21 protein-coding genes and 3 pseudogenes are annotated in these 24,120 nt (G+C 37.6%); 7 read left to right on the top strand and 17 right to left on the bottom strand.

Annotated elements, in window-relative coordinates; all coding sequences use genetic code 11:
- Positions 1–192: 192 nt before the first annotated feature.
- The 3 genes and pseudogenes from HRK21_RS08310 to HRK21_RS08300 all read right to left on the bottom strand — a co-directional run.
- Positions 193–570, bottom strand: coding sequence for a DUF3139 domain-containing protein (locus HRK21_RS08310; RefSeq protein ID WP_069889774.1), 378 nt, complete (start codon positions 568–570; stop codon positions 193–195).
- A 27-nt stretch (positions 571–597) separates the two neighbouring features.
- Complete coding sequence (locus tag HRK21_RS08305; protein ID WP_070005769.1) at positions 598–1,425, bottom strand: hypothetical protein; 828 nt, start codon at positions 1,423–1,425, stop codon at positions 598–600.
- A 375-nt stretch (positions 1,426–1,800) separates the two neighbouring features.
- Positions 1,801–2,064, bottom strand: a pseudogene (locus HRK21_RS08300) (hydantoinase/oxoprolinase family protein); the annotation flags it as partial.
- 66 nt (positions 2,065–2,130) lie between these two features.
- Here HRK21_RS08300 and HRK21_RS08295 point away from each other — a divergent pair.
- Positions 2,131–3,108, top strand: coding sequence for an HD domain-containing protein (locus HRK21_RS08295; RefSeq protein WP_070005768.1), 978 nt, complete (start codon positions 2,131–2,133; stop codon positions 3,106–3,108).
- Positions 3,109–3,140: 32 nt separating this feature from the next.
- On the opposite strand, the gene HRK21_RS08290 is transcribed toward HRK21_RS08295, so the two are convergent.
- From HRK21_RS08290 to HRK21_RS08270, 5 genes are all read right to left on the bottom strand, one after another.
- The gene (locus tag HRK21_RS08290) at positions 3,141–3,500 is read right to left on the bottom strand and encodes a DUF3139 domain-containing protein (RefSeq protein ID WP_003738181.1); all 360 of its coding nucleotides are present in this window, start codon (positions 3,498–3,500) and stop codon (positions 3,141–3,143) included.
- 493 nt (positions 3,501–3,993) lie between these two features.
- Positions 3,994–5,544, bottom strand: coding sequence for a hydantoinase/oxoprolinase N-terminal domain-containing protein (locus tag HRK21_RS08285; protein ID WP_070005767.1), 1,551 nt, complete (start codon positions 5,542–5,544; stop codon positions 3,994–3,996).
- Complete coding sequence (locus HRK21_RS08280; RefSeq protein WP_070005766.1) at positions 5,537–6,637, bottom strand: S-methyl thiohydantoin desulfurase family protein; 1,101 nt, start codon at positions 6,635–6,637, stop codon at positions 5,537–5,539. The genes HRK21_RS08285 and HRK21_RS08280 overlap by 8 nt, the downstream gene beginning before the upstream one ends.
- On the bottom strand, positions 6,638–7,921 hold the full coding sequence (locus tag HRK21_RS08275) for a cytosine permease (protein WP_003738177.1): 1,284 nt from the start codon (positions 7,919–7,921) through the stop codon (positions 6,638–6,640).
- Between the two features lie 134 nt (positions 7,922–8,055).
- Entirely contained in the window at positions 8,056–9,651 is a 1,596-nt protein-coding gene (locus tag HRK21_RS08270) for a PucR family transcriptional regulator (protein ID WP_070005765.1), read from the bottom strand.
- A 156-nt stretch (positions 9,652–9,807) separates the two neighbouring features.
- On the opposite strand from HRK21_RS08270, the gene HRK21_RS08265 reads away from it, so the two are divergent.
- Genes HRK21_RS08265 through HRK21_RS08255 form a run of 3 tightly spaced genes read left to right on the top strand, consistent with a single transcriptional unit; the run spans position 9,808 to position 14,073 of the window.
- Positions 9,808–10,755, top strand: coding sequence for an AAA family ATPase (locus HRK21_RS08265; protein ID WP_070005764.1), 948 nt, complete (start codon positions 9,808–9,810; stop codon positions 10,753–10,755).
- 4 nt (positions 10,756–10,759) lie between these two features.
- A complete protein-coding gene (locus tag HRK21_RS08260) occupies positions 10,760–11,908 on the top strand; it encodes a DUF58 domain-containing protein (RefSeq protein ID WP_070005763.1) in 1,149 nt (382 codons plus the stop codon).
- Entirely contained in the window at positions 11,905–14,073 is a 2,169-nt protein-coding gene (locus HRK21_RS08255; protein WP_070005762.1) for a transglutaminase TgpA family protein, read from the top strand. Before HRK21_RS08260 ends, HRK21_RS08255 begins: the two co-directional genes overlap by 4 nt.
- A 42-nt stretch (positions 14,074–14,115) precedes the next feature.
- Here the strand turns inward: HRK21_RS08255 and HRK21_RS08250 are convergent, their stop codons facing one another.
- From HRK21_RS08250 to HRK21_RS08235, 4 genes are read right to left on the bottom strand one after another with little or no spacing between them, the layout of a single operon-like run.
- On the bottom strand, positions 14,116–14,811 hold the full coding sequence (locus tag HRK21_RS08250) for a hypothetical protein (protein ID WP_141008833.1): 696 nt from the start codon (positions 14,809–14,811) through the stop codon (positions 14,116–14,118).
- The gene (locus tag HRK21_RS08245) at positions 14,799–16,268 is read right to left on the bottom strand and encodes a T7SS effector LXG polymorphic toxin (protein WP_070005760.1); all 1,470 of its coding nucleotides are present in this window, start codon (positions 16,266–16,268) and stop codon (positions 14,799–14,801) included. The genes HRK21_RS08250 and HRK21_RS08245 overlap by 13 nt, the downstream gene beginning before the upstream one ends.
- Positions 16,261–16,635 carry a hypothetical protein gene (locus HRK21_RS08240; RefSeq protein ID WP_070005759.1) on the bottom strand — a complete coding sequence of 125 codons (375 nt, stop codon included), beginning with the start codon at positions 16,633–16,635 and terminating at the stop codon, positions 16,261–16,263. Before HRK21_RS08240 ends, HRK21_RS08245 begins: the two co-directional genes overlap by 8 nt.
- Complete coding sequence (locus HRK21_RS08235; RefSeq protein ID WP_077952697.1) at positions 16,632–16,820, bottom strand: DUF3130 family protein; 189 nt, start codon at positions 16,818–16,820, stop codon at positions 16,632–16,634. The genes HRK21_RS08240 and HRK21_RS08235 overlap by 4 nt, the downstream gene beginning before the upstream one ends.
- An 11-nt stretch (positions 16,821–16,831) precedes the next feature.
- On the opposite strand from HRK21_RS08235, the pseudogene HRK21_RS08230 reads away from it, so the two are divergent.
- Positions 16,832–17,344 (top strand): annotated as a pseudogene (locus tag HRK21_RS08230) (YoaK family protein); the annotation flags it as partial.
- Between the two features lie 42 nt (positions 17,345–17,386).
- Here HRK21_RS08230 and HRK21_RS08225 read toward each other — a convergent pair.
- From HRK21_RS08225 to HRK21_RS08215, 3 genes are all read right to left on the bottom strand, one after another.
- Positions 17,387–18,112, bottom strand: coding sequence for a DUF2238 domain-containing protein (locus HRK21_RS08225; protein ID WP_003738170.1), 726 nt, complete (start codon positions 18,110–18,112; stop codon positions 17,387–17,389).
- Positions 18,113–18,348: 236 nt separating this feature from the next.
- A complete protein-coding gene (locus HRK21_RS08220) occupies positions 18,349–19,278 on the bottom strand; it encodes an LCP family protein (protein WP_003738169.1) in 930 nt (309 codons plus the stop codon).
- Positions 19,279–19,414: 136 nt separating this feature from the next.
- A complete protein-coding gene (locus HRK21_RS08215) occupies positions 19,415–19,729 on the bottom strand; it encodes a hypothetical protein (RefSeq protein WP_003725179.1) in 315 nt (104 codons plus the stop codon).
- Positions 19,730–19,900: 171 nt separating this feature from the next.
- Here HRK21_RS08215 and pbp4 point away from each other — a divergent pair, with 171 nt between their 5' ends.
- Positions 19,901–21,937, top strand: coding sequence for a penicillin-binding protein PBP4(5) (pbp4, locus tag HRK21_RS08210; RefSeq protein WP_003738167.1), 2,037 nt, complete (start codon positions 19,901–19,903; stop codon positions 21,935–21,937).
- A 42-nt stretch (positions 21,938–21,979) separates the two neighbouring features.
- On the opposite strand, the gene HRK21_RS08205 is transcribed toward pbp4, so the two are convergent.
- On the bottom strand, positions 21,980–22,483 hold the full coding sequence (locus HRK21_RS08205; protein WP_070005758.1) for a DUF2004 domain-containing protein: 504 nt from the start codon (positions 22,481–22,483) through the stop codon (positions 21,980–21,982).
- A gap of 137 nt (positions 22,484–22,620) precedes the next feature.
- On the opposite strand from HRK21_RS08205, the gene HRK21_RS08200 reads away from it, so the two are divergent.
- On the top strand, positions 22,621–23,889 hold the full coding sequence (locus tag HRK21_RS08200; protein WP_070005757.1) for a condensation domain-containing protein: 1,269 nt from the start codon (positions 22,621–22,623) through the stop codon (positions 23,887–23,889).
- A 32-nt stretch (positions 23,890–23,921) separates the two neighbouring features.
- Here the strand turns inward: HRK21_RS08200 and HRK21_RS08195 are convergent.
- Positions 23,922–24,095: pseudogene (locus HRK21_RS08195) on the bottom strand (nuclear targeted protein LntA); the annotation flags it as partial.
- Positions 24,096–24,120 lie beyond the last annotated feature (25 nt).

The raw sequence follows: 24,120 nt of genomic DNA, 5'->3' as shown, positions 1-24,120 counted from the left end.
TTTATGAAGTATATCCTATTTAGATAATAAAAAATCCCCTATTGATTCGTATCAAAATAAAATGTAATTTATTATAGACATATAAAAAGAGGAGGCGAAAATGTGCCTCCTCTTCTAAAGCTTATTGTTATTAATAATCCACAATTGCTATCAGACTAAATTAGCGAGTTCTTAACTCCGCTTAATTTACTGCTACTTCGATTTATTCATCTCTTCCAATTGTTCTTGTAATGGTGGGTGTTTCATCTCGCCTTCTGTTTGTCCCGAACCATCTTTATAAGCATCCAGAAAAATATGGTAAGGTAAGTCTATTCTTTCATCATAGCTATATTCATACTTTAGTTTTGAATCATCTTTAAAAACTATTTTTGTAAGATAACCACCCATTTTCCAATCTTTCTTTATCACCCTAGTTTCAATTTGATTGGATTTGATTTTTTGCTCTGCTAGATAATTATCCACTGCTTTATTCGCCGTATGTTTGGGAATTGCAAACCAATAAACGTATCCAATAATACTAAGAATGAATATTATACCTATTGTTATCCACCATTTTTTATACTTTTTCATTTAGTTACACTTCCTAAGACATGAGATTTATTTAAAGTATTTCACTTGTTGTGGCTTATATGCTTTTGAAAAATAGTTTGGTAAATCATACACGGTAACTAAGGACGGAAATACTTGCACAACAGGCTTATTTCCTGTTCCGAAATAATAGGCTTGAAGTACAATCTTAGAACAGTAAGTCGGATTCTTACTATATCGACTTCCTGTCATACCGTATTTGGGGAAAATATTTTGTTTGGATGTACCGTTTGTTGAATAGTAATTTTTATCAGCCCAGCTAGCTGCGGCATTCGCAACTGAACTATCCTTCAGACGGTAAACTTTTACCCAACCTCTTGTATCATAATAATCCATCCACCAACTTGTAGTTTTTTGTCTCGTTGTTTCTCCTTTGCCAGGAATATCTAGTATATACTCATTCCCATTCGCAATAGCAGAATGCCCTAGTAATCCAGAAGAAGATGTTCCATTTGTAATCAGAATGTCCCCTTTTTTAATATTATAACCTTTATACACACCTTTAAGCATTGGCTTCTGTGGAACTTCTTCCCAATTTTCATCCACTACAGGAGGTTGACCATAGTTGTTTAACTTTATCCATTCTTCATAAGACATCGACGCATCATAAACACCGTCTTTTAAACCATCTTGATAGACTTGATTATACTCACTTTCATTCTCTTTTATCCATGTTTCTAAGCTTACATCTGCTTTATTAATAATCCCTTCAGATACTCCCTGTTGATACAATGCGTCATAATCCACTTTTGTTTCCGCCTGAGCCATCTGCGGAGATAGCAAAATCCCACTTACTAACAATAATGCTGTAATAACACCTATTAACCTTTTTTTCATTATGCTCCCTCTTTTCTATGCATTAATCAAATAGTTGTTCCTACTAAAACCATAGCATAAAAAATGAATGTATAACCAAAAATGTAATGAAATGTCCGATTCTTGTCATGAACGACCTATTTTAGACGAAAATCAATACATTAAGAATTGATTTACTTAAATTTATGTTCAAAATAACACAAATTGTGTCAATATACATAATTTTATACATTGAAAAATAAAATAAGCCATTTAAACCTTCTAATAAATAACCTTTTTCATATAGAACTATAATCCCACGTGTATAAAACGTATTTTTATACACGTGGGATTACTTTATAAAAAATGACTGGAATGTTCCACTACTTCAACCGAGTCAGTCACTGAGCCGGCTTAGGTTGGTTGTTCTCTCGCTATTTGCTCGGCATCTTGCAGCGCTTCATCCCGCTTGATTTGGTAAATAGATGTGCCGATTGCGTTGGCGAATGGGTCATTTTTATCGCGGAAAATTTTTGCAACACCAGAGATTTCGTCGAGAATAATCACACTACCACCGCCAACAAGAACTAGCCTTACACCACTCGAGCTGGTTTTCATTTTGCCAAGCGCATCCTCGGTTATTTCAATAATTTTTTTATAAGCTTTCTCAGCAAAATTGGAATTGCTAGGGAAAACATGGAAAACGTTTGTTCGCTAATATATAATTAAAAAAAAGAGGTGAATATGATGAAAATGACAGACCCGCTCTACGGAACATTTGAAATAGAACCTGTTTTGGCTGAACTAATCCAGAGCCCATTGGTTTCACGGCTAGCATACGTGCATCAAGGTGGCTCGAGTTATTTAGTAAATCCGCTTTGGGACCTTAGCCGGCTTGATCATTCGATTGGTGTGATGCTTTTTATTAGGAAGTTCGGTGGCTCTTTGGAGGAGCAAATTGCTGGCTTACTGCACGACGTATCGCACACTGCTTTTTCGCATGTGGTGGATTATGCGCTTGATTTTGAAGAGGAAGATTATCATGAGCAGATTTTTGAGGACTTTGTAAAAACTTCGACGATTCCTGCCATTTTAGAGAAGTATGGTTATTCTTTTGAAGGGGTTTTTGATGATATTTCGAAGTGGACCATTTTGGAGCAAGAAGCCCCGGAGCTTTGTGCTGACCGGATTGATTACACGCTGCAAGATTTGTATCGACACGGAAAAATTAGTTTGGCTGAGGTGGAGGAATTTTTGCAGGCTTTAGTAATGGTTGATGGGCGGCTTTATTTGGCAAATATCGCTCTTGCAGAATGGTTTGTTGCGCAATATTATTCGGAAGTGATTGATTATTTTTATGATCCGCTGAATGTTTATAGTTATGAGATTTTGGCGGAAGCAATGCGCATTGCGTTTCAGCAGGAGACGATTACGACGGCTGATCTTCGGTTGACTGATGCTGAATTGTTAGCTAAATTGAATGCGAATTCAGATGCTCGGGAGAAAATTCAGTTGCTCGAGAGTCCCCATTTGGAAGAAAATGAGGTGGACTTTAATTATCATCATAAGAAGAAAATGCGTTTGATAAATCCCTCTGTTTTGGTGGATGGGCGGCTTATTCCAGCGGATGAGCTTTCAGAAAAAGTACGTGAAATGAATCAAGAGGCGAAGATAAAGAGTGAACGTGGAGCCTACATCAAAGTAATACAAAAAAGTAAGCAGTAGTACTGCTTACTTGAAATGCTTGTGTTTTTGTTTTAATCATTTTGCTCTTGTAATGGTGGGTGTTTCATCTGATTATCCTCTTGACTTGAGCCCTCTTTAAAAGCACTGACATAAATATGGTAAGGTAAGTCTATTCTTTCATCATAACTATATTCATACTTTAGCTTTGGATCATCTTTAAAAACTATCTTTGTAAGATAACCACCCATCTTCCAATCTTTCTTTATCACTCTTGTATCAATTTGACTAGATTTGATTTTTTGTTCTGCTAGATAATTATCCACTGCTTTATTCGCCGTATGTTTAGGGATTGCAAACCAATAAACATATCCAATAATACTAAGAATGAATATTATACCTATCGTTATCCACCATTTTTTATACTTTTTCATTCAGCAACACTTCCTAAGACATGAGATTTATTTAAAGTATTTCACTTGTTGTGGCTTATATGTTTCTGAAAAATAGTTTGTAATGAAGGAAATACATGTACTACAAGCATACTTCCTGTACCAAAATAGTTGTTCCTACTAAAACCATAGCATAGAAAATGAATGTATAACCAAAAATGTAATGAAATGTCCAATTCTTGTCATGAACGACCTATTTTAGGCTAAAATCAATACATTAAGAATTGATTTATTTGAATCTATGTTCAAAATAACACAAATTGTGTTAATATACATAATTTTATACATGAGAAAATAAATCAAGCTATTAAATCGTTCAAATAAATAACCTATTTCAATTAGAACTAGAACCCCATGTGTATAAAGTGTATTTTTATACACATGGGGTTCCGTTATAAAAAAACAGACTGGAAATAAAGTAATTTCTTACTTCGTTTCCAGCCTGAAGTCAGCAATGCTCCACTATTTACTCTTCTTAAACCAAATTCCCCACAACTTTCACGCGCAATCTGGTTGCATTACCCGGATGATATGCCAATGGAATTTCTTCCACTTCCACCACTTCAATCGAGTCAGTTACTGCGCCAGCTAGAGTTGCTTGTTCTCTTGCTTTTTGTTCAGCATCTTTGAGCGCTTCTTCCCGCTCGATTTGAGAATAGATGTAGATTTGTTCGTATTGCCCACTGATTTGGGAAATGGATGCGCCGATTGCGTTGGCGACTGGGCCGTTTTTGTCGCGGAAAATTTGTGCAACACCAGAAATTTCGTCTGGAATAATCACGCTACCACCGCCAACAAGCACCAAGCTTACACTACCCGAACTGGTTTTCATTTTATCAATCGCATCTTCGGTCATGTCAGCGATTTTTTTATAGGCTTTTTCGGCAAAATCGGTTGGGATATGTGCGACTAATTCAGGGTTACCGATTTCAGCCATCCCTAGACGAACCGCGATGTCCGTTGTGGTCATCGTTTTACCTCCGAAAACTAGTGCTTCTTCGGAAATACGGTAGCCAACGCTATCTGGTCCGATTGTTATGTCGCCATCTTTTTCGCGAACGATACTTCCTCCACCAAGCCCGATGGAAATAATGTCTGGCATTCTAAAGTTCGTACGCACTCCACCAACATCCACCGCAAGCGAGGACTCTCTAGGAAAACCATCCGTCAGCACTCCAATATCAGAAGTCGTGCCACCAACATCGAGAACCATCGCGTCTTTAAGTCCCGCCAAATAGGATGCGCCGCGGATACTGTTCGTTGGTCCACAGGCAATCGTCAAAATCGGGAATTGTCTTGCATAGTTTAGTGACATTAAAGTCCCGTCGTTTTGGCAAAGATAGATTTCAGCGTGCTCAATTCCTTCTTGTTCTAGTGCTTTTTCAAAACCATCACTCGTTGCCGCAATAACTTTGAAAAGGGCTGCGTTTAAAATCGTCGCATTTTCGCGTTCAATCAGTCCAACAGAACCTACGGAAGAGGAAATCGAAACCGGAATATCTGCACCAAGTTCTTCTTCAATAATTTTTTGAACAGCTAATTCCTGATCGTTTTTCAAGGAAGAAAAGACGCCAACAACTGCGACGGATTCCACTTCACCTTTCCAACTAGCTAAGGTTTCACGGATTTCTGCTTCGTTGATTTCTGATAACACCTGACCATCGTACTCATAGCCGCCACCAGTTAATTTATATTTTCCAGATAAAAAGCCAACCATGTCTTCCGGCCAAGCTGTATATGGTAAAACGGATGCTGTTGCCGGATAACCTAAACGAAGAACGCCCACTTTTGCTAATTTTTTACGTTCTACAATCGCGTTCGTACACTGCGTTGTTCCAAGCATGGCGTGCGTTACTTTCGAGCGATCAATGCCCGTTTCGCTCAATACGCGATGAAGTGACTCAGTAATTCCTGTTTCAATATCTTCACTCGTTGGCATTTTTACACTATGAATGAGTTGTTGATTTTCATCTAAAATGACGGCATCGGTGTTTGTACCACCAACGTCAATTCCAATTTTATACATGACGGCGTTCCTCCTTTTTGACAAGTTCTTCTAGTGGTTCAAAATCGACATCATAACCGAAATAGCGCGGCCCGACTGTTTCGATACCTTTGTCCGTTCTCCAAGCATCATCAGCTGGCAGTGCCATTACACGGACACGTTTACCGTATTTGAGCGCTTCCGTCGTTACCGGCATCAGCGTTTCAAGGTCTACCATGCAAATTAAATCTGGTGTAATCGCTATTGGTTCGCCATTTTTCTCCGCAACAAGATTTTCGTTTTGGAAATGGACAATGACTTCGCTACCCGTGTCTTTGTTTAATCCGTCGATTTTCACACGACCAAAGTTGAAGCCAGCACGCGTTTCCCGAACAACATCGGTAATTTTCCCTTCGAACAAATGATAACCGTGCGTTACATCTAATAGTTTTTGTAGTTTTTCCGCTTCGTCCATTGAAGTTTCACGGATTACTTTACCGATTTCTTCCGATAGTGTTACGATATTTTTAATACTGCTTTGCTTAATTTGCGCGCCGTTACACGGATACAGGCTCACAAGAGAACTCGCGCCCATTTCGACCGTTGTCACACGTGCAAGTCGTTCGGTCCATTTATTATCAATCGTTTCCATGATGCCAATATTACCTTTTTCATCGGTGATAGCCATTGGTGTTGCGGAAATCCCGTCTAGATGGAACGTCACCATTTGTAGTTCTGGAAAAGCTCGGCCCATGCCGTCGCAGTCTACCATTGGCAATCCTAGTTGTGCAGCCACAACGATTGGAATCATTGAGTTTACTCCGCCAGCTTCCATTGGAAATGTTCCTTTTACTTCTTTGCCTACATATCTACCTAACTTTTCAAATACACGAACGAATTCGTCGCCTTTAGGAAATTTTTCAATGAGTACAGAAGGCGCCCCCATCATCGCAGCTGGAATGAAATAATCATCATCCGCTATTTCGTCTGGGGATAAAAGTTTAATTGGTCCATGTTTTTTAATTGCAGTTAATGCCATCATCTTCCCTATATATGGATCTCCGCCGCCACCAGTGCCAAGAAACGCAGCACCAATCGCGATATTTTCAATAGCTTGTTCATCTAAATAACGCATTTATTTCCCCTCCAAGTTTTCTACATTGTTCGTTTTCCCGCTTAACACTTTTGCCCCAACTAAGTAAACAGCCAGCGACAAGATAATGCCGATAAGTGGTTGATTTGGTAATTGTGGTAGCTCTTTAAAAAATGTCAAAATGACTGGAATTCCCGCGATTACCGCACCAACTAGCCAAGAAATTACACCAAGCCAGTTGACACCCGGTACTGGTGCCCATTTGGATTTGTCGCCTTTTTGGACAATCCAGTAAGAGGCTATCATGACTCCTGCAACGGGTGGTACCATTGCTGAAAGTACAGACATAATCGGAACAAAGTGGTTCAAAATTCCGATAACCGCGAGTATTGTTCCAAGTCCGCCCGCAACTGCCACAGCTACTTTATGATATTTTTCAGAGATATTGAATACATTAATAATTGCGATACCACCGGAAAAGGCGTTGACCGCATTGGTGGTCCATGCCGCAAGTATCAGGCCGATAATCCCAAGAACTGGTAAGCCTAGATTGGTGAATACTACAGATATATCAGCTGTTCCCGCCGTAAGTGCAAGCACTGCTCCAACCGTAATCATAAGCACACCAGATGGTAAAATCCCAACAATAGCTGCTTTTACAACGTCTTTGCGCGATTTTGTATATTGAGAATAATCTCCTGCAATTACTGCGCCTAATGCAAATGAGCCAATTGTAATTGCCAGTCCCGTCATAAACGACATATTACCTGCTGGTTTATAATTTTCAACAATAGCTAGTCCTCCACCATTTAAAGAAACAACAAGACCATAAATACATACAAATAATAAAACTGGAACTGCGATATAATTTAAAATACTCAAAATACGAATACCATAAATAGCTGAAAGTAACATGATAACTCCCCAAATCAAGGAAGAAACTGGTACTGGAACATTCATTCCATAAATACCTAGAAACTGTGAAAATGCTGCGCCACATACATTGGCTTGAATACCAAACCATCCTAGACAAGCAATTGCTAAAAGAATGGATATAATTTTTTTCGATCCTTGTTCACCAAAAACTTGTGAAGCTACACTAACTGCCGGAATACCTAAATCACTGCTTTGCATTCCTTGATATATCATAAATAAAACAATAACGCCGTATCCTAAAAGTGCTATTAAAATTGCTTCCCAAAGAGGCATACCTGAAATTAAAGTTCCTCCAACTAGTAGACTCGGTACACAAATCATTGCTCCGGTCCACACAAATGCTAAGCTCTGCCAGGATTGCGTTTGCTCCACTGATTTCTTCTCTGTCATTATGTTCCGCCCCTTTTTTCTTGAATTTGTTATATTAATGACTAATTATATAAGAACTAGCTATCATTTGTATTTATCAGAATTGAAAAAAAATAGCGCAATCTTTGTCGATTTAGACAAAAACTGTGCTATTTTTAATTATTATTGTTATTTCCGCCAAGGAGACGTCGGATTGCCACTGCTAAATAGAGATTGTAAGATTCAGGGATTTTTGTCGCTGGATATTGCAACAACTCATTGATTCGTTGTATTCGATATTTAATCGTGTTTTTATGCAGGAATAGTAATTCAGCCGCATGATTATAATTAGCTTCACCTTCCAGTAAAAACACAGACAGCGTTTCAATTAATTCCTCATTATCCTCTAAAGACTTCAGTGGTTTCATTTGTTCTGCAATCGCTAATTCTCCCCGATCTACTATTTCCACACATTTTGCGGCAAAATCAATTTCTTGAAGAGAATAAATGGACTTGTTCGCATAAATCGCATTCGCTGCATTTTTATATTCATTAACAAGCGAATAAGCACTTTGCACATCTGACGTTTGCTCCATTCCTTGGCAAACAGTAATTTTTAAGTCTATCCCAGACTCTTTCATCATCATTGCAAACTCATTTGCTGTATGTGTCCGGTCCCGCTGTGCCACTGAATTATCAAGTAAAACAACGATATTGTCTTCAAATAAATCAATTAAAGAAACTTGGAAGTGACTAGCTACAAAACTTTTCAGTTCAGCTAAAACTTGCTCATTGTCGCGAATTTCTGCTGTTTTCACAAGCCACATCCATTTAATAGAAGAAACATCCACATTTAAAATCTTACCAAGTCGCCTCATTTTAACACTTTCATCATTTAAAATGGCTTTCATCAGTTCAGCCGTACTAATTTCGACATAGTTTCTGCCCCATAAATTCATAAACACTTGGACTACTTCGGTAATTTGCATGGCTACATCGGCTGTTAATGCGCCTTTTTCTTTCATCATAAATAAATGCATCGCTTGCATCCCGTCTTGAAAAATCGGTTTTCTGGCCGTATAAAAATCACGTTCATCCAAAGTAAGTTGCACGAGCTCGTGTTCACCTATTTGTTTGGACGCTTCAATTACCCGTTCAAAATCCCAGTGGCGGGTTCGCGGCCAAGTGATAGAATTAATTACTTGGAAAGAATTATCTGTTAAAACGAGCGAAGTATGTGTCCTATCAGAAAGAATTTTCAACGTCGTATCAATATTTCGTTGCGGCGGTCGCACACTCGAAATCTGTTCTAATGATTCAGTTACAAAGTTGATATCTGTCATTTCTTGCTTCACAATTGCTTCTACTACTTCATAAATCACTTCGCTATATCTAAGTGACATCTCATTTTCAGGCATCACGATAATGGTAAAATCAAGCTCGTTTGCAAAATCAATCAGCTTTTGATCAATCTTCGGAACAAAAATCCCCACGTAGTAAAGAATTAAAGCAACTTCGCCAACCTTATGTAATCGCTCAATTGTACGGCACTGCGCCTCGACATCATCACGAATATTCACAAAAGCAGATACAACAATTTCACTACCATAAAATTCATCATTATCAAACAAATCATCTTCCAATAGAGCTACTTCTGTGTATTCTAAAACAGAAATAGACGAAACTAGTTTCGATAATCCAGATTTTCCAGAGACTACTTTCGCTTCTTTTAAAGATGGTAATTTCATTAAATCTGCCAATTTTACGCTCAAAGTTCGCCACCTCCAGTTAATCTAAGTGTAAACAATCTCCTAGAAAAAGTCCATGCCACGTTAAATCTTTTACATTCAAGGCCTATTATAGTAGCATTAAACCATGAATAAACATATTCTGACTAAATAACTTACGATAAGAAACGGAGGCAAATTATGTCTATAGAGCCATCCATTAAAATAAATGAGATTATTAATGAAGTTGAAAAAGTAATTGTCGGTAAACAACATGTTGTTAAATTAAGCTTAACTGCCCTACTAGCAGGCGGTCACGTATTACTGGAAGACGTTCCCGGAGTTGGTAAAACGATGATGGTGCGCACGCTTGCTAAAACAATTGGTGTTTCTTTTAAACGAATTCAATTTACACCAGATTTACTTCCCGCAGATGTGACGGGGGTTTCGATTTTCAATCCTGAAACGCGTGATTTTGAATTTCGTCCGGGTCCTGTCATGGGAAATATTGTTCTTGCGGATGAAATTAATCGTACTGCGCCTCGAACCCAAGCCGCTTTACTTGAAGGCATGGCTGAGAACAGTGTGACAGTAGATGGTATTACGCGCAAACTTGCCAACCCATTTTTCGTTATGGCGACACAAAATCCGATTGAATATGAAGGAACGTACGCCCTTCCCGAAGCACAATTAGACCGGTTTTTGCTTAAAATTAATATTGGTTACCCGACAGTCGAAGAAGAAATGCAGCTGCTTACGTTAAAACAATACCAAGATCCACTTGACCAAACGAAGCAAGTAGTGACGCTCGACGAATTACTGGAACTAAAAAATAAAGCAAAACAAGTTTTTATAGATGATGTTTTAAAAAATTATATTATTCGCTTAGTTGACGCGACTCGAAAACACCCTTCTGTTGCGCTCGGAATTAGTCCGCGTGGCTCGCTCGCGTTCATGCAGGCCGCTCAAGCTTTTGCGCTTATTGAAGGTCGAGATTATGTAATTCCTGATGATATTCAGTATTTAGCACCGTATATTTTCACCCATCGTCTCATTTTGAAGTCTGAAGCTTATTATAATGAGGAAACAGCCGAATCCATTATTGCTTCCATTTTGAAAAACACGTCAGTTCCGGTAGAAAAGAGGTAACTAAATGTTGAAAAAACGCCTCTTATTAGCATCTCGGTTGATTATTATGCTAATTATTTACGCTGGGCTTTGGACTTATACGTTATTTCAAGGTGATACGGCTAGTTGGTTTTTAACCTATTTCTTTAGTTTTATCCTGTTACTTTTATTTTTGTCCTCGATTTATCCACTAAAAGCGTGGAAAGTGAGTCGGAATTTTGTTAAAAATACCTATCATGATGGCGATTTAATTGATATGCAAGTAGCATTCACTCGAAAATCGCGTTATCCGGTGGGTTATTTGCTATTCCAACAAAAAATACCCGCTACCTTTGGCAAAGTGAGGGCTCGCCAACAAGTGGTTTATCCGCTTTTTAAAAAGCATTTCATGGTCACATTGGCTGGATTTGTAGGCGTTCGTGGGATTCATTCATTTCCACCTGTTGATGTAGAAACTAGTGATGCTTTTGGCTTGTTAGAGCGTTCGCGCCAACTATCTTCCGAAAAAACGCTTACTATTTATCCAACCTATTTTCCGGATGTACTAGAAAAAATCAGTGAATCTTCTCCAGAAAACGAACGCAATGCCGCTTACTGGACGCTTAAGAAAAACAGCAATTTGCACAGTTTGCGTGAATTCTCTTCTGGTGACCGCATTTCCCTTATTGACTGGAAATCTTCTGCTAAAAGCGACCAACTAATGACGCGAGAATTTGAAAATAGTGCGACATCGCGGTTATCCGTCATTTTTTACGGGGCGAGCCATCCCAATTTTGAGTTATCACTTCGGGCGGCTTACTCGTTTATTCGCAAAATCTCCGAAGATAATGGAGAAATTCGTGTTACACTTTTAGGCGATCAAACGAGTAAATTTGCTCCGGCGAAGGGTACGAGTAGACTTCAAGATATTTCGACTGCTTTTGCAGAAATAGCCTCGGTAGATAGTTTGACGCTGCAAGAATCGCTTGATAGTAATTTACATTCTGGAGAGAAAATCCTTCTGTTCACACCATGTATTGATACGATGTTAATGCAAAAAGTGACTCGTTTAACGGATAATAAACAACTCCAAATCATTACTTTTCCATCAGAGCATTCTAAAGCGATGGATGCTCCAGCGATTTTCCTTGAGCCAGCAAGTCTTCTAAGCAGATGGGAGCGTGAAGCTAAATGAAAAGATATTTAACGCTTGTCATGCTATTCATTCTATCTGTTTTGCTTATCTCTGAGTGGATTTATCCATTCGCTGAGCTGACCGAACTCTCTACAGCAAACTGGATTATTTTGTTTATCACCCTTTCACTCGGTAGTTTTTTCCTCCGTTTGAAATATTATTGGACGATTCCGCTTCATGTCGTGATGATTATCATTGTTTCAGGAATCTACTATGCTAAAGGTGGTATTCTGGCAGGGAACTGGCTTGGTTCTTTTTTCCAAATTACTTTTAATGGGTTTAGAGATATGGTACAGTTTCGCTCATCCGATATATCTATGGACTTTATTTTAATCGTTTTTTTAATTGCTTTATGGCTTTTGAGTTATATTACTACTTATAGTATTCTGCGCAAACAGCGGGTTATGAGTGTTTTAGTTTTAACTGTTGCCTATTTAGCGGTTATTAATACCTTTACAGATTATAATAGTAATTGGGCCATCGTCCGAACTGTATTAGAAGGATTTTTATTACTTCATCTTGCACTGGCAAGTCGGATTGCAGCGCCAAATAGAATTAGCGCGGACTCCTTGAAACGTAATGGTTTGTTTTATCATATTTTTGTGATTTTATTACTGGCCGTATTTGTTTTTAGTTCGTTAATGCTTCCGAAAAAAGCACCGATTTTCCCTGATCCAATACCAACGATAAAAAATGTGCTTGGAATTAATACAACGCGCACGGTTGGTTATAGTGAAGACGACACAACGCTTGGTGGTGCTCTCAAAAAGGATAATGCCACTGTATTCACTGCTCGAGCGGAAAAAGGGCACTACTGGCGCGTAGAATCGAAAACGGTCTATACTGGAACCGGCTGGGCAAATGCAAATTCTGGGGATGTCATATCCTTCTCTTCTGGTGATAATTTCCCTATTCAACTTACAGAACAAACAACTGGTGCTACCAACACAGCCGAAATTAGCTTTGCTTCTTCTAGTGATTACATGCCTTATCCATATGGAACACAAACAGTTAATGGCGCAGTAGACTCATTTAGTGCCAATTTAACCATTGAGCGGGTTGGTCCTGTGGATACGATCAAAAATTATACGGTCCAATTAAAAACCCCCGTTTATAATATTGAAAAAATGCAGAATGCTGACTTCAGTACACTTTCTAACACTTTTGTTTCCAAATATACTCAAACACCAAAAGACTTACCAGACCGGGTGACAAAACTGGCGAATAAAGTAACGAAAGACGCCGATTCGATCTATGACAAAACGAAAGCAATCGAAAGCTATTTAAGCACTTCTGGCACGTTTACTTACAGTACAGAGGATGCGAAAGAAACGCCTAGGGGAGCCGATTATGTCGATCAATTCTTATTTGAAACGCAAATTGGGTACTGTGACAATTTTTCTACTTCTATGGTAGTCATGCTTCGAACGCTTGGGATTCCAGCAAGATGGGCCAAGGGCTACACACCCGGTGAGGGTGAGAAAAAAGAAAATGATGCTAAAACGACTTACACAATTACAAATAACAATGCACATTCTTGGCCGGAAGTATTTTTCCCAGGTACTGGATGGGTTCCATTTGAGCCAACAGCAACATTCTCCAATCCCGAAAACTTCCAAGAACCAACAACGGAAACCGCTAATAAACCTGAAACACCTAATGATAGTACGAGTACGCCAGAAACGCCAAACACAGCTGATAAAACGCCAGAACAAGATAACGGTAGCAGCTCCACTGGTGAAACACCGAAAAAAGAAGAACCTAAAACAGAAACAACGACCTCTAACATCGAAATTCCGTCTTGGGTTTGGTGGATTCCTGCTGGACTAGTTGTGGTAATGCTCGCACTAGCTATTATATTCAGACGCAGAATTCGTAGCTATTTATTGCTTCGTTCTCTGAGAAATAGTCCGGAATTTGGCAAAACCTATCATAGACTTATGAAATTACTTGCTTCTTATGGTTATGTCCGCGAATCGAGTGAAACGTTACGTCATTTTAGCGCCAGAGTGGATGCTGAATTAACAACGACAGAATTCTCACGACTAACGAAAATGTATGAAGCGCAAGTTTATAGTAATGGGTTAGATAAAAATGTGATGAGTTCAGATGAGATTGAGCTTGTTGAGAAATTTATAGAGCTCATCAACAAGAATAAAAAATAAAGTAAGGGGCTCGTACCATAGCACGGGCCCCTTACTTTATAACTAGATTTTCGCTCTAGAACGATTAATATCTTGTTCCTCGATTATTTTCTCTTTAATTATTTCTTGAGTAAGCTCTTTCGTCCCTTGATTCGAGAATTTATAATAAAATATTTGTAAATTATTAGCATTTACTGTTAGCTCTATGTTTGTGCCGCAACTGTATAATTCTTTTAGTAATTCATTTACTTGATTCACATATACGTCCATTTCTAAATTAGGCTCTAAAGTTACATTCACTTTATTGTATGCCCCACTTTGCTCAAGATAATCAGAAACTTTATCTTCCTGCGTCCATTTTTTTTCAGTGATTGGCGCTTCTAAGCTCACAGTTGAATCTTTAACGAAACTCTTTTGGTTGATTATCTTTATAACTATTTTTTCAGCATCTTTTGAGAAAAAATTCACTGCATAATTATCTTTTAATTCATTGTTACTACTTGCCCACGCTCGGAATTGATACTCTGGAGCATTTTCCGCAACCATAATGGCACCATAAGAATCCGCGGTTGGATAGGTTGCATACTTTTCTTCTTGCTCTATATCAAAATTTTCTCCGTATTTTTCTTTTAAAGCTTCTTTAAGATACTTATTTGCTTCATCTTTGTTAGAAAATGATTGCACCGTTGAACAGCCTCCTATAGCTACTAATATTAAACACATAAAAATACTAATACACGTTATTTTTAATTTTTCCAAGTAAATGTCACCGCATCTCCATTAATAATTATATTACTAATATCAGTTTCTTTTTTTAATGCTTCTACAAAATCATTTCTAAGTTCTTCGTTTGGTATTTCAATACGTTCTACCATATATAAATTTTCTTTAGTTTGCCCAAAATTAGTTTGAATGGCTAAGTTCCAAAAATGATCTCCATTTTCAGCATAATCGCGTGTGCTGTTTCTGATAAGCTGTTCATCTGTAGTTTTATCATAAATAGTAGAAGTTGAAACAAGCTCATCCTGCTCATCTACACAACGATACCAAATTAGTTTAGAATTTTCAGTTCCTTCTTGGTATGGATTTGCATTAGCATCACTTGCATTACGATAATAAATCCCTAATTCCCCACCGTACGCCGCTCCTAATCCGTAGTTTCCTTTCCATAACTGAACACGGTATTCTTTGTCTCCCGAAATGAAAGTTATTACTTCGGTATCTAAATCCATTCCTAATAAGAAACCAGCATCATCATAAAAATCCATAAATCCACCATATCTTTGCAATGAGTGCTCATTCGTAAAATAGTAATCATTATCTTGGTTATATTCAAACCCTAACAATGGTGAAATAATAGGTGCAAAAAAAGCAAAAAAACCACGCTCATACTCATCAATTACATCAAATCTAGAATTCCATAATATTTGTAAAGCACGAAGCCTTTCACTTGTTAATTTATTAGGCTCGCGAAGTAATTGAGCAACTCTCTCCCAATTAACCCCAATGATTGTTCCATTTTCATCCATCACAGCAATCTCTTCAAGGGCTTTTTTATCTCGTTCTGGTTGCGTTCTTCTCATAGTTTTCTGTAAATCTGTTAAAATAGAAGCATTCATATTCCCAAAATCATATAGACCTGTACTACTATCAAAGGATATATTTTGGTCAATTTCTTGAACTGCGCGCTTTATATGGTAAGTTAATTCCTCTAGCCCGCTAAAAAAATTACCATGCGATTGTTCAAATTGAATATACTTTTCTAGTAACTGCTCTTTCTTCCAAGCATTAAACATCTCCATTTGTAATTTTAAAACCTTACCTTGATACAAAGTACCTGTTCCAATAGAAAGTGATTGTTGTAATTCTTCAAAATCACGCTCTAATCTATCTACTCTTTGACTCAATTCAAACAATCCATCGGCATCAATGCAACAATCAGCAGAGGAATCTACTTGATACGCAAAGTCATTCAAGTATTGCTCTAAAAGCGACTCACTAATTCTCATCCCTTCGCGAATCGCTTGACATAACGGGAAATATATATTGTTGTAATATGCTTTTGATCTAGCAATTGCTTCTCCTTCTAATCGACCATCTTCATTATATTGATGAATCGCTCGTTCTAAACTCGTAATATTGTTACCTACGTTATTATTAGTAATTTTAAGCTTTCTTAGAAATTCCGATACCTCAGAGATAGCTATTTTAGTCATTCAACAACAACTCCATTTCTAAATCATTTTTTGTCTTTACTAAGGAAGCTTTCTTATGATTTAAAGTCGATTTTGTTATTTGATTTTCTTCTTTTAAATTATTTATAAGTCTTGAAAAAGCTCGACTATCTTCTTGTCCCGCTTCCAACATGTGTTGTGCAAGTCCTCGACTCTTACTTCCTTGATACACATTTTGCATTAATATGAGGGTCTCTTGTTTTCTTTGTTCTAAACTACGTAAAGTATCTTCAATTGATTCAATCTCACGTTCTCTTTTAAATAAATCTAATAATTCTTCTTCTTTTTCACGTAACTCTTTTTGAATCAAACCAAGCTTTTGATTAACGATTTTATTTTTTTCATTCATTTAGCTTTTTTCAACCCCTGCATTCTTTGCCCAAGCCTTCTATCTTGTTGGTCAAAAAGCTCTCCTAATCTCTCAATACGACCAGCATCCGTTTGCGTGACTTTAACAAAGTATTCAAGACCTTCAATCATATTCAAAATGGAGCCCCGTAATTGATCAATTGAATTACTTTGACATCTTGGCATATTACCCGTTTCATGAGGGTAACTGGACTATCGCTATTCAATATTTTTGGCCGGTTGTTTCTTTTACGGTCGGGATTGCGATATCTGAAGTGATTCATCGGCGTGATATTAGGCGTCTTCACTGGCGCCAGCTTTCAGTATTGATAGAAGCGGTAATTTTGATTGGAGTTGCATTTATTCCACTGGATCATAATCTAATTGCCAATTCACTTATATCTTTTGTATGTGGTATTCAGGTAGAAAGTTTCCGAAAAATGCATGGTAGAGGGATTGCGACGACGATGTGTATAGGGAATTTGCGGAGTGCTACGCAAAACTTGTGTGATTATTTCGAGTACAAGGAAAAACAATATCTGCGTAACAGCTTGCTATATTTTACCGTTATTCTGAGTTTTATCATTGGGGCCGTAGTGGGGAATTTCTTTATCCAGCTATTTGCTCAATATGCCATTCTCGTTTGTGCATTTTTACAGCTTATCGCCTTTATGATGATGTTTATTGATAGAGAAAGCAAAATTATCTAAAAAAATGCCAACAAAATGATTTCTCACTTTGTTGGCATTTTTTTATTTTGTTTCTTCGTCTAATTTTTTAAACTCGAAGTTCTTCATCCATTTTTTATTTTTACGAATGGAGAAGTAGCCGATGATGGATATCACGAAAGCGCCGAGGAAATCGACGAATAAATCGCCCATTGTATCAGCAACTGCCGCGTGACCTTGAAGCATCGTGCCGTCTTCTAGCATTGTTTTTTGCATGTTCATACCAAAGCTATCGGCTGCAAATTCATAGAACTCCCAGAAAACACCCAAGAATACAGCAAAGCTACAAGCAAATAATGCAACGAAAGCCGGGCTCATCGAAAGAGTAATCCGTTCATCATTATTTAGTAAGCTCACAATAGAGAAACCAAGTCCTCCAAGCATTGCCCCACTAAATGTATGTAAAATCGTATCCCAGTTAGGAATTAAATAATAGAAACTACGTACTTCGCCAAGATAAATGGCACAATATAAGAAAACGATAAAAACAATATACATCGCATTCGGAATGACGAATTTCATTTTTTTACTAATGATGGATGGTAAGAATAGCACTACCACGCCAAGTACACACTGCATAAGCATAAGTGAGTAGTCGCCCTTTGTTTGTTGGCCTTCTGGAACATTGCCAGATGGCGCTGTAATTAAATTAACTGTTGCATAAACCATGGAAACGACGAGCGTTACTAATACAAAAATAGCTAAAATCTGTGCCCAGTTCCATTTTCTTTTCTTTGTTTTGTCCTTCATGAAGCGTCTCACCCCTTTTTTAAAATATGTATTCATTATAATCTATGTGAAGCGAAAAAAGAAATTTAAAACCAGCTTGCTACTTCTTCGTTACTCTTTTGTGACAATTTCCTGTCTAAAATTAGTATTATTTACTGTAGCAGTATGTATGGATTTGATAAAAGGTGCAACAAAAATACATTTATATATATAAAAACACACGGGCACCCTTCGCAGGATTTCCGTGTGTTTTTTTGTTATTTCAAAAAGTCTTGTAAAGCTTTCGCATTTGCGGCTACGTCATCTAAACGAAGCACTGCTCCTGCTCCATCGATTCTTTCGTTATGCCATTTCCCTTCCACTGGGATGGCAAATTTTTCCATTGTTTTTGTTTTACCTAATAGGAAATCTGCGCCAATAGACATTAATGTTCCTGTTGGGATATTAGTGGAAGAATAACCTTGTAGTTTTCCGATGACATCAGGGATTTTTGCCACATCACCAACGTCAATCGCTTGTTCTTTCAAAGCTTCTAGTACTTGTTGCTGACGACGAATTCGACCAAAGTCTCCTTCAGCATCTTTACGGAAGCGAGCATATTGTAACAGTGTCTTACCGTCCATTACTTGCTCACCTTTTTTAATGTTTGCATCGATATTTTTCGACATATCTTTTTCTGCGTTAATTTTGATTCCTTCTGGTGCAAGCGTATCAACAATCTTAGGGAAACCTTCAAAATTGGCTACTACATAATATTGGACGTCTACGCCAAAATTTTCTTTAATCGTTTGGCGTACAAGTTCTGGACCACCATATGAATATGCAGCATTGATTTTGTTTTTGCCGTGTCCTGGGATATCTACATACGTATCACGCATGATCGATACTAGTTTTGGCGTATTTGTTTTCGTATTATAATGAGCAATCATCAAGCTGTCTGAACGGCCTTGGTCTTCTCCGCGAGAGTCACTACCGATAAGTAGCACATTGATTTCATCGCCAACTGCTTTGACGCCATTAAAATTGTAATCTTTTAATTTACTTTCATTTTGCGCTTCTTTTAAGCTAGATTGATATTGAAAGTAACCTATAACTGCAACTACACCAACTAAAATTAATAGGGCTACAAGAATCGTAACAAAAATTCTACCTTTGCGCGCTTTTCTTTTTTGTGCATGTCTTGCCATATTTCACACCTCTTTTATTGTAACTTACTTCCATATTACAATAAAATGACAAAAAAAGAGAGCGATAATTCCATAAGATTTTTTAAAGATTGGAAGAAGCCCTCTAAAATGATGATTTCTAGAGGGCTCGCAAATATTAAAGGGTTCCGTCACTGCTTGTAGTACTATCACTTGTTCCAGAGTCAGAACTATCATCTGAACTATTTGGCGCTTGGCCAGGCTCACCGGACGGCGGTGTTCCGCTCGGCATCTCACCTCCACCAGGTCCTTGCATTGTTCCATTAGTATTATTTTCTGGGGTATTTTGACTAACCGAATACAGCTGATAACTTAAAACACTAATAATTATGACAGAAAGAATACTGACAATAATCGTGCTCCACTTCCATTTATTGTGGATGCCTTTCCCACGAATAATGACCTTCTTTTCTGGTTGTTCCATCTCTTCCATCCAACATCATCCTTTCGTTACCACTACTTTACCAAGCAAATAAGAACAAATTATGACATGAATTAGAAAAAAATATGTCGGGCAAATCTAAAGTTTTCTTTAATTTTTTCAACTTTTTTAGAAGTGTTTGGTATAATTAATTGAATATAACATGAAATTAAGGGGTGTATTATGGCTAGTTACGGTAAGAAAAAGAGGAATAACAAAAAAGCAATTATCATTGGAAGCATTGCCGCTGTTGTAATCCTCGCGGGCATTGCCATTTACTTTTTCATTCAAAATCAACATAAAGATGAAAAAAATGCTTTAGCAGTCGCAGAAACTTTTACATCAAATATTGCTAAAGAAAAGTATGACAAGTTGGGGAGCAGCGTCTCAAATGAATCCCTGAAAAAAGTAGAGTTTACAAAGAAAGAAATGGAAGACAAGTATCAAACTGTTTACGACGGTATTGGTGCAAAAGATATTAAAGTAAAAAATCTAAAATCTGTCTATGATGACAAAGAAAACAAATTCAATTTAACATATGAACTAGAAATGCGTACTAGCCTTGGAAAACTTGCTACACAAAAATACAAAACGACTATTTCCAAGCAAGATGATGACTGGAAAATCGACTGGAAGCCAGCCCTCATTTTCCCTGGTATGGTGAAAACCGATAAAGTGCGCATCACGGAAGACGACGCAGAACGTGGTCAAATCGTTGATAGAAATGGTAATCCTCTCGCAACTACTGGTCAATTTGCCGAAGCTGGTATTGTTCCTTCGAAGCTTGGTGAGGGCGACGAGAAAGTGAAAAACATTGCCGATATTAGTAAAAAACTAGAAATCTCAACGGATTACATCAACAAACAACTCGATCAAAAATGGGTCCAAGCAGACAGCTTCGTTCCTTTAGTTACATTGAATAAAGAGAATTTACCTGAAGCAACCGGACTTACGTATGCTCAAAAAGAAATGCGGACGTATCCATTAAATGAAGCAACATCGCATTTGATTGGTTATGTAGGTGAAGTTAGCGCCGAAGATATTGAGAAAAACCCAAAACTCAGCGTCGGTGATGTCATTGGAAAAAGTGGCTTAGAACGTTACTACGACAAACAACTGCGCGGTAAAAATGGTGGCGCAATTAAAATCATCAATGACCAAACCAAGCAAGAAGATACTTTACAAAAGATTGATAAAAAAGATGGCGAAGAAATTAAGCTAACGATTGATGCAGCAGTTCAGAAGAAAGCTTTTGATAGTCTCGGTTCCGAAACTGGCGCTGTGACAATGATTAATCCGACAAATGGTGAACTATTAGCATTAGTGAGCACGCCTTCTTATGATGCGAACCAAATGGTGCTCGGGATTACTTCCGAAGATTATGCAAAATACAATGACGATAAACGCCTACCCTTCTTAGCAAGGTACGCGAATCGTTACGCACCAGGTTCTACATTTAAAACAATTACAGCCACAATCGGACTGGATACTGGTATTACAAAACCTGATAAAGTCCGTGAAATTTCAGGATTAAAATGGCAAAAAGATGCTTCATGGGGCAAATATTTTGTTACTCGTGTCCATGATGTTCCAAAAGTAAATATGACGGATGCACTTGTGCACTCTGATAACATTTATTTCGCCCAAGAAGGGCTAGAAATCGGTAAAGATAAACTAACTGCTGGATTGAAAAAATTCGATTTTGATAAGGAGTATAACCTACCCTTCACAATGAAACCAGCACAAATTTCGAATGATGGGCTGAATTCAGAAATTTTACTGGCTGACACAGCTTACGGACAAGGTGAATTACTGATGTCACCAATTCAACAAGCGATCGCTTATTCGGCTATTGCCAACGACGGAAAAATGCCTTATCCAAAACTAGATACGAAAGAAAAACAAGGTGAATCCACCCAAGCAACCGAAGCTGCATCCGCCAACCAAGTTAAAGCTGCTTTAGTCAAAACAGTTTCTGATCCGGCCGGTACAGCGCACGCCTTACAAATCCAAGGTCACAACATCGCAGCCAAAACCGGTACCGCTGAACTAAAAGAAAAACAAGGTGAAGATGGTCTTGAAAATGGTTTTGTTTATGCCTTCGATGCCGACAATCCCAATTACCTCATGGTAGGGATGATTGAAAACGTCAAAGGGCGCGGTGGTAGCGGACTTGTAATTGATAAGTTAAAACCAGTAATTGAAAGTATGTATAAATAAAAAAAGGCCATTCTGTTCACACGAACGAATGGCCTTTTTTTGTTAGCTTTCATGGGTTAATTCAGTAATTTCTCCTTTATCATTAAAACGAACAACTAAAAGTTCATCACTAATTTCTGGTAATAGTTTGAAATCAAATGTTAAGTCCACGTTATTATTGGTAGTTTCCGAAAACCAGACACTTGATAGTACTAGTTTATCAACTAAGATCTCCTTTGTTACATTTTCTATCGTTTCGCATTCTGTTACTTCTAAAATATCTTCTGGCAGTTCATCTACATGAAACTCAAAATAAATAGTAAGCGTATCATTTCCATCAAATTGCGCTAAAATAGTTTCTTTCGCTTTTTGGTAAAGTTCTGGAATTTGATCTGTTAAAGTAACGATATCTTTAAAATAATCTTCTGAAGTAAGGTTTTCAGAAATATTATAGTCAACGGTTACTTCTTTGGCATTCAAAGGAATATTAACCTCTGTCATTGTTCCTTTTTCTTGCGTATAGCTTAGTTTTCCTAGTAACTTGCTAGTTAATGTTCTGTTTGTCATATTAGGTGCCTCCTAGAAATATTAGCTTGCATGCACTTAGTATAACTTAAATTCACTTTAATTCGCAACTTGTTTCGCAGCACTGCTTTCAGGGAAACTATTAACAACTATTTAAACCGAAGAAAGAAGGAAGTCCCATGGTAAAAATCATTACTTATCCCGCTGAACCTTCTGATGTTAAACATTATATTTCTGGAGAAAAAATGAAAAATGACCACCATTTGCATACGGTTCTTACATTTGATAATCATTTAAATATAGACGTTCTAAAAAAAGCAGTGATGCAGTCTACTAAAAAACTTCCGCTATTACTTTGTCATTTTAAAGAAACGAAAAAAGGTGCTTTTTGGCAAGAAAGTGTTTTTTCTGCGGAGGATTTGGTTTTCTTAGTGGAGACGCAAGCGCCAGAAACCGAAGTGGATCGAGCACTTGTTACGAAGCTTTCCACAGAAAATGGGCCGCAAATTTGCTTTACTGTTGTTCGGACTGACACTTCTGATCAGCTTGTGGTTATTATGAATCATATGTTAGCGGATGGCGCTGGATTTAAGGAATATCTTTATTTATTGAGTGAACTTTATTCTAATCTGCTTGAAAATCCGGATTATGCGGCAAATTTGAGCTTAGGTTCACGCAGTTTAAAGCAAGTTTTTGATCAACTCTCACGTAAAGAAATAAAGTCCATTTTTACTGAAAAAACGAAGCAAAAAGCTGTCCATAATCCAACTTTTCCTCTTAAAGGGGACCCGAAAAATCCGAAAGTCATTTGGACTAAGCTACCAAAAACGAATTTTTCGGAAATCATCCACTTTGCAAAAGAGCACGAGGCAACTGTGAATGATGTTCTGTTCACCGCAATGGCGCGCGCTGTTCAGCAAACAACAGGGCAACAAGAAATGTCAATCGATTGCCCAGTGGATCTTCGTAAGTATTTGCCGAGTAAAACCAGTAGCGGAATTACTAATCTAACCGCCAATATTACATGCCAAATCAGCGAAGACGATGACCTAACGTCATTTGAAAGCACACTCCAAGCCGTCAAAAATTCACTCAATCCACAAAAAAACAGCTTTGCACCTCTACGAATTTATTATTTATTGGAACTGATTTTCAAGAAAAAGAACTACTCTGTTGCGAAAAAAGCTTCTGAAAAAATGTATTCTATTCCGAAAACAAGTTTTACGAATATAGGTATTATCGATGAGGAAAAGCTCGTTTTTGAAGGTAGCACTTTAACAGACTGTTTTATATGTGGTTCTTTAAAGTATGCACCGTTTTTCCAAGTCGCTGCTACAACTTTCCGCGGTTCGCTGACACTTAGTACTAATTTGCATGGTACTGCGCAAGATCATGCTTGGCAGAAAGAATTTTTAGAGCAGATGATTTCGGAATTTCCTTCTAAATAAGAAAAAGCTATCCTCAGCAGGATGGCTTTTTCTTATTTTTGACTAGCCAATAATTCGTAGCCTACTTTCAAGTTATTTAAGGCTGTTTGCAATTTATTCGTGCGCACTTTTTTAAAGATAATTTGATTTGGATATGATTTTTTAAATGCCTTCGTATCTGCCGAGGCTTCTGAACTTCTTTTAATCGCATTTATATTTAAATTTTCAGATTATTATTGAGTTTTAGTATTG

Source organism: Listeria monocytogenes (genome assembly GCF_013282665.1).
Classification (GTDB): domain Bacteria; phylum Bacillota; class Bacilli; order Lactobacillales; family Listeriaceae; genus Listeria; species Listeria monocytogenes_C.
Note: the sequence above shows the minus strand (reverse complement) of the source record. Positions and strands in the feature narration are given on the sequence as shown.